10 protein-coding genes are annotated in these 14,547 nt (G+C 72.3%); 6 read left to right on the forward strand and 4 right to left on the reverse strand.

The window, feature by feature from the left end; genetic code table 11:
- Nucleotides 1–50 precede the first annotated feature (50 nt).
- The 3 genes from ACLQ2S_RS19740 to ACLQ2S_RS19750 all read left to right on the forward strand — a co-directional run bounded on the left by ACLQ2S_RS19740 (nucleotide 51) and on the right by ACLQ2S_RS19750 (nucleotide 4,186).
- Complete coding sequence (locus ACLQ2S_RS19740; RefSeq protein ID WP_309223701.1) at nucleotides 51–1,814, forward strand: substrate-binding domain-containing protein; 1,764 nt, start codon at nucleotides 51–53, stop codon at nucleotides 1,812–1,814.
- 210 nt (nucleotides 1,815–2,024) lie between these two features.
- Entirely contained in the window at nucleotides 2,025–3,500 is a 1,476-nt protein-coding gene (locus tag ACLQ2S_RS19745; RefSeq protein ID WP_309223700.1) for a sugar transferase, read from the forward strand.
- A 140-nt stretch (nucleotides 3,501–3,640) separates the two neighbouring features.
- The gene (locus ACLQ2S_RS19750; protein WP_230462817.1) at nucleotides 3,641–4,186 is read left to right on the forward strand and encodes a MarR family winged helix-turn-helix transcriptional regulator; all 546 of its coding nucleotides are present in this window, start codon (nucleotides 3,641–3,643) and stop codon (nucleotides 4,184–4,186) included.
- A gap of 31 nt (nucleotides 4,187–4,217) precedes the next feature.
- On the opposite strand, the gene ACLQ2S_RS19755 is transcribed toward ACLQ2S_RS19750, so the two are convergent.
- Complete coding sequence (locus ACLQ2S_RS19755) at nucleotides 4,218–5,897, reverse strand: SpoIIE family protein phosphatase (protein ID WP_309223699.1); 1,680 nt, start codon at nucleotides 5,895–5,897, stop codon at nucleotides 4,218–4,220.
- 126 nt (nucleotides 5,898–6,023) lie between these two features.
- Nucleotides 6,024–7,283 carry an ROK family protein gene (locus tag ACLQ2S_RS19760; protein ID WP_155221149.1) on the reverse strand — a complete coding sequence of 420 codons (1,260 nt, stop codon included), beginning with the start codon at nucleotides 7,281–7,283 and terminating at the stop codon, nucleotides 6,024–6,026.
- Between the two features lie 51 nt (nucleotides 7,284–7,334).
- Between ACLQ2S_RS19760 and xylA the strand changes: the two genes are divergently transcribed.
- The 3 genes from xylA (at nucleotide 7,335) to ACLQ2S_RS19775 (ending at nucleotide 11,552) form a co-directional block, all read left to right on the forward strand.
- Nucleotides 7,335–8,522 carry a xylose isomerase gene (xylA, locus tag ACLQ2S_RS19765; RefSeq protein WP_155221147.1) on the forward strand — a complete coding sequence of 396 codons (1,188 nt, stop codon included), beginning with the start codon at nucleotides 7,335–7,337 and terminating at the stop codon, nucleotides 8,520–8,522.
- Nucleotides 8,523–8,535: 13 nt separating this feature from the next.
- Nucleotides 8,536–9,987, forward strand: coding sequence for a xylulokinase (gene xylB / locus ACLQ2S_RS19770; RefSeq protein ID WP_155221145.1), 1,452 nt, complete (start codon nucleotides 8,536–8,538; stop codon nucleotides 9,985–9,987).
- A 137-nt stretch (nucleotides 9,988–10,124) separates the two neighbouring features.
- Nucleotides 10,125–11,552: an MFS transporter gene (locus tag ACLQ2S_RS19775; RefSeq protein WP_155221143.1), complete on the forward strand. Its 1,428-nt coding sequence runs from the start codon at nucleotides 10,125–10,127 to the stop codon at nucleotides 11,550–11,552.
- A 128-nt stretch (nucleotides 11,553–11,680) separates the two neighbouring features.
- On the opposite strand, the gene ACLQ2S_RS19780 is transcribed toward ACLQ2S_RS19775, so the two are convergent.
- Together ACLQ2S_RS19780 and ACLQ2S_RS19785 are read right to left on the reverse strand one after the other, a co-directional pair.
- Nucleotides 11,681–13,327: an alpha-amylase family glycosyl hydrolase gene (locus ACLQ2S_RS19780; protein WP_425702315.1), complete on the reverse strand. Its 1,647-nt coding sequence runs from the start codon at nucleotides 13,325–13,327 to the stop codon at nucleotides 11,681–11,683.
- Nucleotides 13,328–13,387: 60 nt separating this feature from the next.
- Nucleotides 13,388–14,422 (reverse strand): LacI family DNA-binding transcriptional regulator, encoded by a 1,035-nt coding sequence (locus tag ACLQ2S_RS19785; protein ID WP_309223698.1) that lies wholly within the window; start codon nucleotides 14,420–14,422, stop codon nucleotides 13,388–13,390.
- Between the last annotated feature and the right edge of the window lie 125 nt (nucleotides 14,423–14,547).

The raw sequence follows: 14,547 nt of genomic DNA on the forward strand, positions 1-14,547 counted from the left end.
CGTCCGAACGGCCATGGCAGTCCAACGGTCGGGTACGCAAGATGGTCAGCGTGTCAGCAGGCCGCCATCGCATGCGTTCAGGTATTCACGGCGCCGCCGCAGCAGCAGCGGTCGGCGTCCTCCTCGTCACCGCTGGTGGGTGGGTGGGCTATCGCCAACTCGCCGGCCAGGACTGCTCGGGCAAGATCGAGCTGTCCGTCGCGGTGGCGAGTGAGCTCGCTCCGGCGGTCGACGAGGCGGCCACCGAGTGGGAGGAGAAGGGTGCCGCCGTCGATGGCACCTGTATCGACGTGACGGTCGCGGCCTCCGACCCGGTGGAGGTGGCCGCGGTGGTGGCGGCCAAGCACGGCGCGATCCTGGCCGGGGTCGGCCAGGCCAGCGGCACTGCGGTGAGCCCGGATGTCTGGATCCCGGACTCCTCGACCTGGCTGCTTCGACTCAAGACCGGCGGCGCGGCGGCCTTCGAGCCGGGTAACGGCGCCTCCATCGCGAGCAGCCCGGTGGTGGTCGCCATGCCGGAGCCGATCGCCACCCGGCTGGGCTGGCCGCAGCAGGAACTCGGCTGGACCCAACTGCTCTCCCGGCTCAACAGCGATCGGCCGCTGAAGACGGGCATCGTCGAGCCGACCCGGGACGCCGCCGGTCTGTCCGGCCTGCTGTCGTTGATGACGGCCGCGGCGTCCAGCGGAGGCGACAGCGCCGAGCAGGAGCGCGTCGGCGCGCTGCGGGCGTTGGCCGCGGGTGCCTCGGCGTTGCGCCAGGACCTGCTCGCCAAGTTCCCGACGGCCGGCGACGCCACCACCCTGGCCAGCGCCCTCGGAGCCGCGGCGCTGTCCGAGGAAGACGTCATCCAGTACAACGCCCGCAAGCCTCCGGTGCCGTTGGCGGCGCTCTACCTGAAGCCGGCACCGCTGCCGCTGGACTACCCGTACGCGGTGTTGCCGGGGATCGAGCCGGCCAAGGCGTCGGCCGCGGGGGTGCTGTTCGAGGCACTGACCACGGCGTCGTTCAAGGACAAGCTGGCCGCGCAGTCGCTGCGGGCCCCGGACGGCAACTGGGGTGCGGGGTTCGACGCGCCCCAGGGCGCACCGAGCCCCGCCGGTGGCGACCCCTCGGTCGCGCCTCCGCCCCAGGGCGGCATCGCCGCCGGTGGGCTGGCGCCGGACGCGGTCGAGCGGGCGGTGTCCAGTTGGTCCATCGCCACGCTCTCCGGCCGGATGCTCTGCATCGTCGACGTCTCCGGTTCAATGAAGAAGCCGGTGCCGACCGCCAACGGGGCGACCCGGCAGCAGGTCACCACGGAGGCCGCCCGGCGAGGACTGAACCTCTTCGACGACTCCTGGTCGATCGGCCTGTGGGTCTTCTCGACCAACCTGGTGGGCTCGCGGGACTACCAGGAACTGGTGCCGATCGCCCCGCTGTCGCGGCAGCGCAGCGAGTTGGAGCGGGGCCTGGACCGGATCACCTCCTCCAACGGCGACACCGGGTTGTACGACACGCTGCTGGCCGCGTACAAGGACGTCCAGGCGAACTGGGAACCGGGCAAGGTCAACTCGATCGTGCTCTTCACCGACGGCAAGAACGAGGACGCCGACGGCATCTCCCAGAAGGAACTGCTCGCCGAACTGAAGCGGATCAAGGACCCGGACCAGCCGATCCAGGTGATCATCATCGGTATCGGCACCGAGGTCAGCAAGTCGGAGCTGGACACCATCGCGAAGAGCGCCGGTGGCGGTGCCTTCGTGGCCACCGACCCCACCAAGATCGGTGACATCTTCCTCCGGGCGATCGCCCTTCGGAAGGCTCCGGCCTGATCCGAGACGCCTGAGAAGAGGGCCTGTGGTACCGGTTTCCGCCGATTCCACCGGCCCTCTTCCTCGCTGTCCTACGCCTTGGAAACTGACGGCAATACGTCGGAAGCAATTGGTAGTCATGGTTGTCAGGGCAGGATGTCGTCGTGCATTGGCAGACCCGGCCTCAACCCGGCCGGGCCCGTGCCGTCGGCTAGCGAAGTGGGAGGGCTGGTGACCTCGGCGACGCTGTTGACCCCGGTCAGATCGTCATCGCAACCGCACAACCCCCCGCCACCGGTACGCACCGACCAGCGGACGTACATCAGGACCCTGGTCGTGCTGGACACCGTCGTGTTGGCGGTGGCGGTACTGGTCGGCTACGCCGTCCGGTTCGGCGAGGCCGCGCCCCGTGGCCCGGTGCCGTACGTCCTGGTCGCCCCGGCGCTGGTCCTGGCCTGGCTGATCTCGTTGAAGGCCCTGCGCTGCTACGACGACCGGGTGGTCGGGTACGGCGCCGACGAGTACCGGCGGGTGAGCATGGCGAGTCTGCGGCTCGCCGGTGCCACCGCCATCGCGGGCTACGTCGCCGACGTCGGCGTCTCCCGGGGCTTTTTGGCCATCTCCTTCGCAGTGGGCACGATCGGTCTGGAGGTGGCCCGGTTCGCCGCCCGTAAGCGTCTGCACCGCGCCCGCTCGCAGGGGCTGGGCTGGTCGCGGCGGGTGTTGGTGGTCGGTGACACCGCCCACGTGCTGGAGTTGGTGCACACCCTGCGCCGTGAGCCGTACGCCGGCTATCACGTGGTCGGTGCCTGCATCCCGGACGCGCTGCTCGCACCGGTCGCGCAGCGGCTCGGCGACGTGCCCGTGGTCGGTTCGTTCCGGGCCATCCCGGAGGCCGCCGCCGCGATCGGCGCGGACACCGTCGCCGTCACCGCCTGCGGGGAACTCACCGCCACCCGGCTGCGTCGGCTCGGCTGGCAACTGGAGGGCACCGGCGTCGACCTGGTGTTGGCTCCCGCGCTGACCGACGTCGCGGGTCCGCGCATCCACACCCGGCCGGTCGCCGGCCTACCGCTGATCCACGTGGAGGCACCCGAGTTCCGGGGCGTCCGCAAGCTGGTGAAGGGCTTCGTCGACCGGTCGGTGTCACTGGTCGCGTTGGCGCTGCTGCTACCCCTGCTGGTGGTCATCGCGTTGGCCGTGAAGCTGGACAGTCGGGGCCCGGTGCTGTTCCGGCAGACCCGGGTCGGGCAGGGCGGCAAGGAGTTCGGCGTCTTCAAGTTCCGCACGATGGTGGTCAACGCCGACGCGCTGCTGGCGGAGTTGGCCTCCCGCAACGAGACCGACGGCCTGCTGTTCAAGATGAGAGACGACCCCCGGGTGACCCGGATCGGCCGGTTGTTGCGCAAGTGGTCGCTGGACGAACTGCCGCAGCTGGTCAACGTCCTGCTGGGGCAGATGAGCCTGGTCGGTCCCCGGCCGCCGCTGCCCTCCGAGGTGGCCCGCTACGACGGGGACGTCGCCCGTCGGTTGCTGGTCAAACCGGGCATGACCGGGCTCTGGCAGGTCAGCGGGCGATCCGACCTGAGCTGGGAGGACGGCATCCGGCTCGATCTCTACTACGTGGAGAACTGGTCGCTGGCCGCCGATCTGACCATCCTGTGGAAGACCATCGGTGCGGTGGTCAACAGTCGGGGCGCGTACTGATCGTCGGGGACGTACCGCACGGAGGCGGTCGCCGGCTACCGCGTGCTCCGGTTCTGCTGTATCGCAGGCCCAACCCGGGACGGAATCGGAGTACGCTCAGGCGCACCATGGCGGAACTGCATGGTCCACCCGGACCCACGATGAGTATGGCTGCCGAGCTGGACACCGCGGCGGGTGCACTGCTGACAGTCTGGGACGGTGCGCGGGAACGGACCGCCAACCGGATCTCCACCGTCCAGCTCCGCGCCGTCATGCTCGTCGAGCGGCACGACGGGATCAACCTGCGGCGTCTCGCCACCGGCCTGGACATGCTGCTCTCGTCGGCCAGCCGGCTCTGCGACCGGCTGGTGGCCGCCGGGATGCTGGAGCGGGAGCCCGGCCGGGCCGACCGGCGGGAGATCTCACTGCACCTGACCGACGCGGCCCGCCGGTTGCTGGCCGAGCTGCGCGACGACCGCCGTCGGCACCTGGCGGCGGTCCTGGCCGACATGCCGCCCGAGTCGCGGGAGGCGCTGCTGCGCGGTCTGCGCGCCTTCGACGATGCCGCCCGCACGCGGGTGGTGCCGTCGCCGGTGGGGCAGGTTGAGGAGGCCCGCGCGGACCAGGTGGCGCACAGCCGGCACGCCGTCGACGCGACGTCGCGTGACTGGGCGGCGGGGGACGCCTCCGTCTTACAGACGGCCTGACCGGCGCCCACCGACGGCACCGCTCGGCGGGTCAGTCTCCGGACGGGCCGATCGCCAGCATGGCGATGTCGTCGTGGCGGTGGCCGGCGCACCAGGTGTCGACCGCCTGGAGTACGCGCTCCACGAGCGCTGCCGGGGGCTGTCCGGCACCGTCAGCGAGCGTCCGGCGTAGCCGCTGCTCGCCGAAGCTCTCCGTCCCCTGCGGGCCGCCCCGGGCGTCGGTGACCCCGTCGGTACGCGTGAACAGCAGCTCGCCGGGGCCCAGCCGGAGATCAGCGGTGGCGAACCGGGCATCGGCGAGCGCACCGACCGGCATGCCGCCCACCCGGACCGCTGCCACCGTGCCGTCGGCGCGGATCACCAGGGGTGCCGGATGCCCGCCACCGGCGATCCGCACCCGTAGCCCGCCCCCGGCCTCGGGCCGCAGGGTGCCCAGTAGCAGGGTGGTGAACTGGCCGCGTCGGGACGCGTCCGGGATGTCGAGCAGCGCCCGGTCGAGCAGCCGGAGCAGTTCCTGCGGCTGCTGCTCGACCAGCCGCAGGGTCTGCAACGACTGGCGTACCCGGCCGGTGAGCACGGCCGCGCCGACCCCCTTGCCGCAGACGTCTCCGACGGCGAACAGGGCACCGTCACCGGTCAGCAGGACGTCGTAGAAGTCGCCCCCGATGCGCAGGGTGTCCCCGGCCGCGCGGTAACCGCCGGCCAGACTCATGCCGGTTACCGTGGGCAGTTTCGGCGGCAGCAGGCTGTTCTGGAGCACCTGGGCGAGATGGCTCTGTTCGTCGTGCAGATGTGCGGTGGCCAGGGCGGCACCGGCGCGGGCGGCGAACTCCCGAACCAGCTCCACCTCGCGGCGGTCGAACCCGCTCCGCTCCGCTCGACGGAGCAGCACCAGGGCACCGGCCGTCTGACCTGCCCCGGGCATCGGGCTGACCAGCAGGCTGGTGGCCGGGTGCGGACCCGCCGGGAGCAGCGGGTGGAGCCCTTCCCGACCGGTGGTCGGCCAGGCGCGTGGTTCGGCGGGTTCACCGTCGAGGGCCTCGGCGAGACCGGGTACGGCGGTGACCACGTCCCAGTCGGCCACCCCGGTGGCCGGTGCGGTGTCGTCGGCGGTGTACCGCACGAAGTGCGGCCGATGCTCGGTCGGGATCGGTGGCAGGTGCACCACCAGGGCGAGATCGGCCAGGTACGGCACGGGCAGGGTGGCGACGGCACGTAGCACCTGCGCCCGCTCCAACGCCAGACCGAGTCGACGGCCGGTACGGGCCAGGAAACGGGTACGCCACCGCTCGGCCCGCAGTTCCTCGGCCTGACGGTGCTCGTCGGTGACGTCCCGCAGGTACCAGGCGGAGCGGCTGCCGCCCAGCGTACGGCGTACGCCCCGCAGCCGTCGGCCGTGGTGGACGTCCTCGAAGTCGTCCGCGCCGACGGCTACCGCGTCCGCCAGCGCCGGCAGCGCGCAGTCGGCCAGGTCGGTGCCGACGACGACGTCCGGCAGCAGCTCCCCGGCTCTGGCGTTGACCAGCACGACCGTCCCGTCGTCGTCGGTGGTCAGCACCGCCTCGTCGAGCCCGTCGAGCAGCTCACGAGCGAGGTCGGCGTCCACGGACGGCCTGGAGCGGGGTGTCCCGGTGGCGGGACCAGCCGACCGCTCGTCGTCGGCCCACTCACCGGCGGCACCGGCGAAGGTGCCCTGTCGGGTGCTGGTCACCGGCGGGCACCGGGCGCGGGGCGCTGTCGACCAGTACGCATGCCGGCGGTGCACTCCTCGAGGTCAGGGCTGGTTGCCTGGAGGCAAGCGTACCGAGGCGGGTCCGAGACGTGCCTGGCGAGCGGGTCAGAGCCGGGCCAGCCACCCGCCGGGGCGGGCGATGATCCGGCGTACCACCGAACCGGCGGCTCCCACCGACGCGGCGGTGGCGCCGAGGGTGGCCGGCCGTACGGTGACCGGAGACCAGGCCGCGGTGAGCACCCGGCGCTCGATCTCGGCCAGGACGGGAGGCCGGAGCCAACCGGTGAGCGGGGCGTACCCACCGCCGAGCACCACCGTGTCGAGGTCCAGCAGGTTGACCACGCTCGCCACGGTGACCCCGATCGCCGTACCGGCCTCGGCGAGGGCGTGCAGGACGGCGGGGTGTTCGGCCTCGGCGAGCTGGGTCAGCCGGGTGGACGCCCGGTCGGCCGGTAGGTCGGCTCCGGCCAGACCGGCGGCGGACAGGATCGCCTCCTGCCCGGCGTAGAGCTCCAGACAGCCACGCCCGCCGCAGCGGCAGGGCGGGCCGTCCGGGCGGACCGGGATGTGCCCGATCTCGCCGCTCCAACCACGGGTGCCCCGGAACAGCGCCCCGTTCAGCACGATGCCGGCGCCGATGCCGACCTCTCCGGAGATGTGCAGGAAGGTGCCCGGTGCGGCACCGGCGTGCAGTTCGCCCAGCGCGGCGAGGTTGGCCTCGTTGTCGACCACCAGGGGCGGTACGCCGTCGACGGTCTCGGTGAGCGGGGGATGCTCGGCCAGTAGCTGCGGCACCGGCACGTCCCGCCAACCCAGGTTCGGCGCGAGGCGGACCTGCCCGGCGTCGTCGACCAGGCCGGGTACCCCCATGGCCGCGCCGGCCAGGGTCAGGCCCTGGCTCTCGGCGTCGGCGCGTGCCCGGCCGGCCAGTTCGGCGAGCCGGGCGAGCGCGTCGGCCGGGGAGACGGGGCGCAGGTCGACCCGGTGCACGGTGTGGTGTCGGACCTGCCCGGCGAGGTCGACCACGCACGCGGCCAGGTAGTCGACGTTGATCTCCAGCCCCAGCCCGGCCGGACCGTCGCCCGCCAGCATCAGACCGCGCGCCGGACGACCGGCACCGGCCCGGGGTGTCGGGTCTGCCTCGGTGACGAGTCGACCGGCGACGAGGTCCTCCACCACGGCCGAGACGGTGGCCCGGGTGAGGCCGGTGTCGGCAGCCAACGCGGCCCGCGAGGGCGGGCGACGGGCAGCGGCGATGCGGCCCAGCACGAGGGCGAGGTTCAGCTCACGCAGGCTGCCCTGCCGCACCGCGCCAGCCGGGGCAGCGGGTGACTTCACCCCTTGACACTGCCACATCCCAGTCATTTAATTCAACCACTGAACAAATAGCGGATGACACCCCACCGGAGGTCTGCCATGGCACCCCGTCCCACCCCTGCCGACAAGTTCTCCTTCGGGCTATGGACGGTCGGCTGGCAGGGCCGCGACCCGTTCGGCCACGCCACCCGCGATGCCCTCGACCCGGTGGAGTCGGTGCACCGGCTCGCCGAGCTGGGTGCGTACGGTGTCACCTTCCACGACGACGACCTGGTGCCGTTCGGCTCGGACGCCGCCACCCGGGACGCCCAGATCGCCCGGTTCCGCAAGGCGCTCGACGAGACCGGCCTGGTGGTGCCGATGGTCACCACCGACCTGTTCCAGCAGCCGGTCTTCAAGGACGGCGGCTTCACCAGCAACGACCGCGACGTCCGGCGGTACGCGCTGCGTAAGGTGCTGCGCAACATCGACCTCGCCGCCGAGCTGGGCGCCAAGACCTTCGTCATGTGGGGCGGCCGGGAGGGCGGCGAGTACGACGTGGCCAAGGACGTCCAGGCTGCGCTGGCGCGCTACCGCGAGGCGGTCGACCTGCTCTGCCAGTACGTCATCGACCGGGGTTACGACCTGCGCTTCGCGCTGGAGCCGAAGCCGAACGAGCCGCGCGGCGACATCCTGCTGCCCACCGTCGGGCACGCCCTGGCGTTCATCTCCACCCTCGCCCACCCGGAGCGGGTCGGCGTCAACCCGGAGGTCGGCCACGAGCAGATGGCCGGGCTGAACTTCGCCCACGCCATCGCCCAGGCGCTCTGGCAGGGCAAGCTGTTCCACATCGACCTCAACGGTCAGCGTGGCATCAAGTACGACCAGGACCTGGTCTTCGGCCACGGTGACCTGCTCAACGCGTTCGCCCTGGTCGACCTGCTGGAGCACGGTGGCCCGGCGGGCGCGCCCGCCTACGACGGGCCGAGGCACTTCGACTACAAGCCCTCCCGCACCGAGGACGTCGACGGGGTCTGGGCCTCGGCGGAGGCGAACATGCGCACCTACCTGCTGCTCAAGGAGCGCGCCGCGGCGTTCCGGGCCGACCCGGAGGTGGCCGAGGCGCTGGCCGCCAGCAAGGTCACCGAACTGGCCGTGCCGACCCTCGGCGACGGCGAGGGCTACGCCGAACTGCTCGCCGACACCAGCGCGTTCGAGGAGTTCGACGTCCAGGCGACCGCCGCCCGTGGCTTCGGCTTCGTCCGGTTGAACCAGCTCGCCGTCGAGCACGTGCTCGGCGCACGCTGAGACGGGCGTCGACATGCCGCTCGTCGCCGGGGTGGACTCCTCCACCCAGTCGTGCAAGGTGGTCGTCCGGGACGCGGAGACCGGTGCCCTGGTCCGGCAGGGCCGGGCACCGCACCCGGACGGCACCGAGGTCGATCCCTCGGCCTGGTGGTCGGCCCTCCAGACGGCGATCGACGCCGCCGGTGGGTTGGCCGACGTCGCCGCGGTCTCCGTGGGCGGCCAGCAGCACGGCATGGTCTGCCTCGACGAGTCCGGGGAGGTCATCCGGCCGGCGCTGCTGTGGAACGACACCCGTTCCGCCGGAGCGGCGGCGGAGCTGATCCAGGAGGCGGGCGAGGGGCAGGCCGGACGCCGGTTCTGGGCCGACGCGGTGGGCAGCGTGCCGGTGGCCAGCTTCACCGTCACCAAGCTGCGCTGGCTGGCCCGCAACGAGCCGGAGAACGCCGCCCGGGTGGCGGCGGTGTGCCTGCCGCACGACTGGTTGACCTGGCGGTTGGCCGGTGCTCCGGGGCTGGACGCGTTGCGTACCGATCGAAGTGACGCCAGCGGCACCGGCTACTGGTCCCCGGCCACCGAGAAGTACCGGCTGGACCTGTTGGAGCAGGCGCTCGGCCGGGTGGTGCGGGTGCCGACGGTGCTCGGCCCCACCGAGGCCGCCGGGCACCTCGCTCCGGCGGCCCTGGGGGGCTCCGGCGTGGGCTCCGAGGCGACGCTGCTCGGGCCGGGCGCCGGGGACAACGCCGCCGCCGGCTTCGGCGTCGGCGCGGGTCCCGGTGACGTGGTCGTGTCGATCGGCACCTCCGGCACGGTGTTCAGCGTCGCGGACGCCCCCGCCGCCGATCCGAGCGGTATCGTCGCCGGCTTCGCCGACGTGACCGGCCGGTTCCTCCCGCTGGTCTGCACGCTGAACGCGGCCCGGGTGCTGGACGCCGCCGCAGGGATGCTGCGGGTGAGTCTGGACGAGCTGGCCGACCTGGCACTGTCCGCGCCACCCGGCGCGGACGGGCTGGTCATGGTGCCGTACCTGGAGGGTGAGCGCACTCCGAACCGGCCGGACGCCACCGGGGCGGTGCACGGGCTGACCCTGCGCACCTCGACTCCGGCGCACCTGGCCCGAGCCGCCGTGGAGGGGATGCTCTGCGCCCTCGCCGACGGCCTCGACGCACTGGCCGCCCAGGGGGCGACCGTACGCCGGGTGATCCTGGTCGGCGGCGGTGCCCGGTCGGCGGCGGTGCGCCGGATCGCGGCGCAGGTCTTCGGCTGCCCGGTGGTCGTCCCGCCACCCGGCGAGTACGTCGCCGACGGTGCCGCCCGGCAGGCGGCGTGGTTGGCCCTGGGCACGGGGGAGCCGCCGTCCTGGACACCGTCCGGCACGGAGGAGTACGCCGCCGAGCCGGTGCCCGGCATCCGGGAGCGCTACGCGCTGGCCCGGGAACATCACCTGGACCGGTTGTCCCAGGGCTGACCGGTTCCCGGATCGGGTGGCATCCGCGTCACGGCGCGCGCCACCCGATCCGGGATCGGGGCCGTCTCGGACGGCAGCCGTCGGACCGGGGGTGACCCGGTGATCAGCTCGTTATCCCGCCCTGGTTGGCTGCCCGCATGAGCTCGACCACCGGCCGACCCGCGCGGGTGTGGGGCGGAAGCGCGCCGCACCGGTTCTACAGCGTCGTGGTCTTCGTGCTGCTCGCCTCGCTGGACAACGTGGCGATCGGTCTGGTGCCGCCGTTGTACGGCGCGATCGCCACCTCCTTCGACGTGCCGCAACGGCTGCTCGGCCTGGTCACCGCGATCAGCTTCCTGGTCAGCGCGGTGGCGGCGGTGGGCTGGGCGTACGTCGGGGACCGCACCAACCGCAAGCCCCTGCTCATGATCGGCACGCTGCTCTGGGCGGCCGGCACCGGCGGCAGCGCTCTGGCCGGGAACTATCCCACCTTCCTCGCCGCGCAACTGCTCGCCGCGGTGGGTCTCGGCGCGGTCGGATCGGTCGGCTTCTCGGTCGTCACCGACCTCATCACGCCTCGCCGCCGGGGCCTGGTGATGAGCTTCTGGGGGCTCTCCCAGGGAGCCGGCACCCTGGCCGGCACCCTCGTCGGGGGTCTGCTCGGCGCGGCCGACTGGCGTCGGCCGTTCCTGGTGCTCACGGTCGTGGGCCTGGTCGCCACGGCGGCCTACCTGTTCACGTACGACATCCGGCGCGGCCAGAGCGAGCCGGCCCTGGCCGACGCGCTCGCCGTCGGCGCCGACTACGACTACCGGATCAGCCGGACCGACCTGCCCGTCATCCTGGGGCGGCGGACCAACCGGTGGCTCATCCTCCAGGGCCTCACCGCGCAGGCCGCCTTCGGTTCACTGGTCTGGCTGCCGTACCTGTTCAACCAGCGGGCTCAGGACCAGGGCTACTCGGAGGCCACCGCCATCGTGGTGGGCAGCGTCTTCGCCACGCTGTTCCAGCTGGGCGGGGTGCTCTCCATCGTCGGCGGGTTGATCGGCGACGCGCTGCAACGGCGTACGCCCTCGGGGCGGGCCATGGTCGCCGCCGTCGGCATCTTCGCCGCGCTTCCGTTCTACCTGGTGTTGTTCTTCGTGCCGATCCGCGTCGACGTGCCCGACGGTGCCGCCACCGGCGCGGTCGTGCAGGCGGTGCTGGCCAGTGTGGTCACCGAACCGACCGTCGGGCTGAGCCTGGTCGCCGCGCTGCTGGCTCTGGCGCTGACCTCGGCGAACTCGCCGAACTGGTTCGCGCTGATCGCCGACGTGAACCCGCCGGAGCACCGGGGCACCGTCTACAGCCTGGGCAACCTGGTGAACGGGGTGGGGCGGGCGGCCGGCAACGGCCTGGTCGGGGTGGCGTTCCACGGGCTGCGGGTGGCCTTCCCGCCGCCGTTGAACTACGCCGTCGGGCTGGCCGCCTTTCAACTCTTCTTCATCCCCACCGGCATCATGTACTGGCTCGCCGCGCGTACCTCGCCGAAGGACATCACCGACGTACGGCACCTGCTGCAAACCCGAGCCCACCAGCTTGAGTGAAAGGAAGGGCACCTTTTTAACGCCTCCGGTAGAGGAAGGGCCCCCTATTAACAAAAGCGTCGCTCGTGCCGGCCGCGTGTTAACAAGGGGCCCTTCCTCTACACCAGACGTTAAGAAGGTGCCCTTCCTTACACTGCCCGTAGCCAGATGGTGGTGTCGGGGGGGACGGAGGCATCCTCGGGTAGGGGGGTGCTGGTGTGGAGCAGTTCGCCGGCGGGCGGGGGGACGGCGGTGGGGCCGAAGTTGGTGAACACGACCAGGTCGCCGTTGCGGAAGGTCAGCACCTCGTCGGCGGAGGAGAGCCATTGCAGGGTGCCCCGGCCGAGTCCGTACGCGCGGCGTAGCCGCAGCGCCTCCCGGTACATCTCGTACGTCGAGCCGGGCACCCCACGCTGACGGTCCAGCGCGTACTCGGCCCAGGTCGGCGGCTGAGGCAGCCAGCTCGCATCGGTCGGCCCGAAGCCGTACGAGGGCGAGTCGGCCTCCCACGGGATCGGCACCCGACACCCGTCACGACCCCGCTGGGTGTGCCCGCTGCGTTCCCAGGTCGGGTCCTGCCGGGCCTCGTCGGGCAGGGTGGTGTGCTCCGGCAACCCGAGTTCCTCGCCCTGGTAGAGGTAGGCGGAACCGGGCAGGGCCAGCATCAGCAGGGTGGCCGCCCGGGCTCGGCGCAGGCCGGTGGCGGCGTCGGGCTGCTCGTCGCCGACGCCGATGCCGTTGGGTCGGGGCGTACCGACCGGCAGCCCGAGCCGGCTGGCGTGCCGCACCACGTCATGGTTGGAGAGCACCCAGGTGGTGGGTGCGCCGACCGCGTCGGTGGCCTCCAGCGAGCGCGTGATCACCGCGTACTGGGCGGGTGCCGTCCAGGAGGCGAGCAGGTATTCGAAGTTGAACGCCTGGTGCATCTCGTCGGGGCGTACGTAGCGGGCCAGCCGCTCCGCCGGCTCCACCCACGCCTCGGCGACCAGGATCCGTTCACCGGGGTAGCCGTCGAGCAACCGCCGCCATTCGCGGTAGATCTCGTGCACCCCGTCCTGGTCCCACATCGGCGGGCGGGGCTTGTCCGCCTCCTGCCCGGAGAGGATCTCCTGCGGTTCCTGCCAGTCGGCCAGGTCGGCCTGCTTGACCAGACCGTGCGCCACGTCGACCCGGAAGCCGTCCACGCCACGGTCCAGCCAGAATCGCAGCACGTCCAGGAACTCGGCGCGGACCTCGGGATTGTCCCAGTTCAGATCGGGCTGGGCGTTGTCGAACAGGTGCAGATACCACTGGCCGTCGTCGATCCGGGTCCAGGCCGGGCCACCGAAGACGCTCTGCCAGTCGTTGGGCGGCTCGGTCCCGTCCGGCCCGCGGCCCGGGCGGAAGATGTAACGATCCCGCTCGGCGCTGCCCGGGGCGGCGGCCAGGGCGGCCTGGAACCAGGCGTGGGCCGACGAGGTGTGGTTCGGCACCAGGTCGACGATCACCCGCAGCCCGTTGGCGTGGGCCTTCGCGATCAGTTCGTCGGCGTCGGCGAGGGTGCCGAACAGCGGTTCGACGTCCCGGTAGTCGGCCACGTCGTAGCCGGCGTCGGCCTGCGGTGACGGATAGAACGGCGACAGCCAGACCGCGTCGACACCCAACTGGGCCAGGTGACCGAGGCGGGCGGTGATCCCGGGCAGGTCGCCGATGCCGTCACCATCCGAGTCGGCGAACGAGCGGGGGTAGATCTGGTAGATCACCGCCTCCGTCCACCAACCGGTCGGTGGGGTCTGGTGCGTCGCGTCGTGGTTCAGGGCGTACTCCCATGGTCGAGCCGTACCGACCGGGGTCGGGGACGGCGTGCTGGCTGCCGTTCAGTGTGCCCGCGCGGGTGCGGTCGAATCACGCACGACCAACCGAGTGTCCAGGATCACCGACGCGTCCGGTTTGACCAGGTCGGCATCGGTGGTCCGGCCGCAGAGCAGGTCGAGCAGCAGTTGCGCGGCCAGCCGGCCCTGCTCCACGGCCGGTTGGGCGACGGTGCTCAACCCCAGTACGCCGGAGAGCGCGTGGTCGTCGATACCGATCACGCTGACGTCCTGGGGCACCCGCAGTCCGGCGTCGCGCAGCGCGGTCAACGCACCCATCGCCATCTCGTCGCAGGCGGCGAAGATGGCCGTCGGCGGATCACCGCGACGCAGCAGTTCCTCGGTGGCCCGGGTGCCGCCGGGAATGTCGAAACTGGACTCCACGTCGAGGCTCGGGTCCGGCCGCAACCCGGCCACACGCAACGCCTCCTGATAGCCCCGACGGCGGTCCAGGTGGGCGCTGAAGGCGAGTTCGTCGTCGGGGTCACCGGAGATGTGCGCGATCCGGCGATGCCCGAGATCCAGCAGGTGCCGGGTGGCGGTGCGCGCCGCCGCCACGTCGTCGATGCGTACGCAGGGCCAGCCGGGCACGGTGGTCCCGGAGCTGATGGTGACACCGGGCAGGTCCAGCGCCGCCAGCGCGGTCACGTCGGTGGCCCGCAGCGGGGTGGCGACCAACATGATGGCGTCCACCCGTTTGTGCAGGTGGGCGGCGTGCAGCACCCGCTGGCGGTTCTGCTCGCGCCCACCCAGGTTGTGCAGCAGCAGGTCGTACCCGGCCCGGTGGAAGAAGTCCTCGGCGGCCTCGACGACCACGCCGAAGAACCACCGGGTGATCCGGGGGACCACCACCGCCACGGAGCCGGTCCGGCCACCGGCCAGGCGTGACGCGCTCGGTGACACCGCGTACTGCAACTGCTCGGCGGCGTCGAGCACCCGACGCCGGGTCGCCGCCGACACCGTCGGCAGCCCGCGCAGCGCCCGGGAGACGGTGGCCGTGGAGACGCCGGCCAGTCGGGCTACATCGTCGATCTTCGTCACGTCAGACCCCGCTCACGTCCCGTGTGGTGGCGCCCCCCCCCCGCCGCCGGCCCACCGGGCCCGACCCCCGGCAAGCGGGCCGCCCCCCCCCCCCCCACCCAAGAGAGGGGGAAACTCAACAACAA

It is taken from the genome of Micromonospora sp. DT48 (assembly GCF_049844495.1).
In the GTDB taxonomy this organism is placed as follows: domain Bacteria; phylum Actinomycetota; class Actinomycetes; order Mycobacteriales; family Micromonosporaceae; genus Micromonospora.

Bases quoted from the DNA above. Each gene is read 5' to 3' on its own strand.
- ACLQ2S_RS19750 (WP_230462817.1), top strand. From the start codon at position 3,641: ATGAGTATGGCTGCCGAGCTGGACACCGCGGCGGGTGCACTGCTGACA.
- xylA (WP_155221147.1), top strand. From the start codon at position 7,335: ATGGCACCCCGTCCCACCCCTGCCGACAAGTTCTCCTTCGGGCTATGG.
- ACLQ2S_RS19775 (WP_155221143.1), top strand. From the start codon at position 10,125: ATGAGCTCGACCACCGGCCGACCCGCGCGGGTGTGGGGCGGAAGCGCG.
- ACLQ2S_RS19760 (WP_155221149.1), bottom strand. From the start codon at position 7,283: ATGACTGGGATGTGGCAGTGTCAAGGGGTGAAGTCACCCGCTGCCCCG.
- xylB (WP_155221145.1), top strand. From the start codon at position 8,536: ATGCCGCTCGTCGCCGGGGTGGACTCCTCCACCCAGTCGTGCAAGGTG.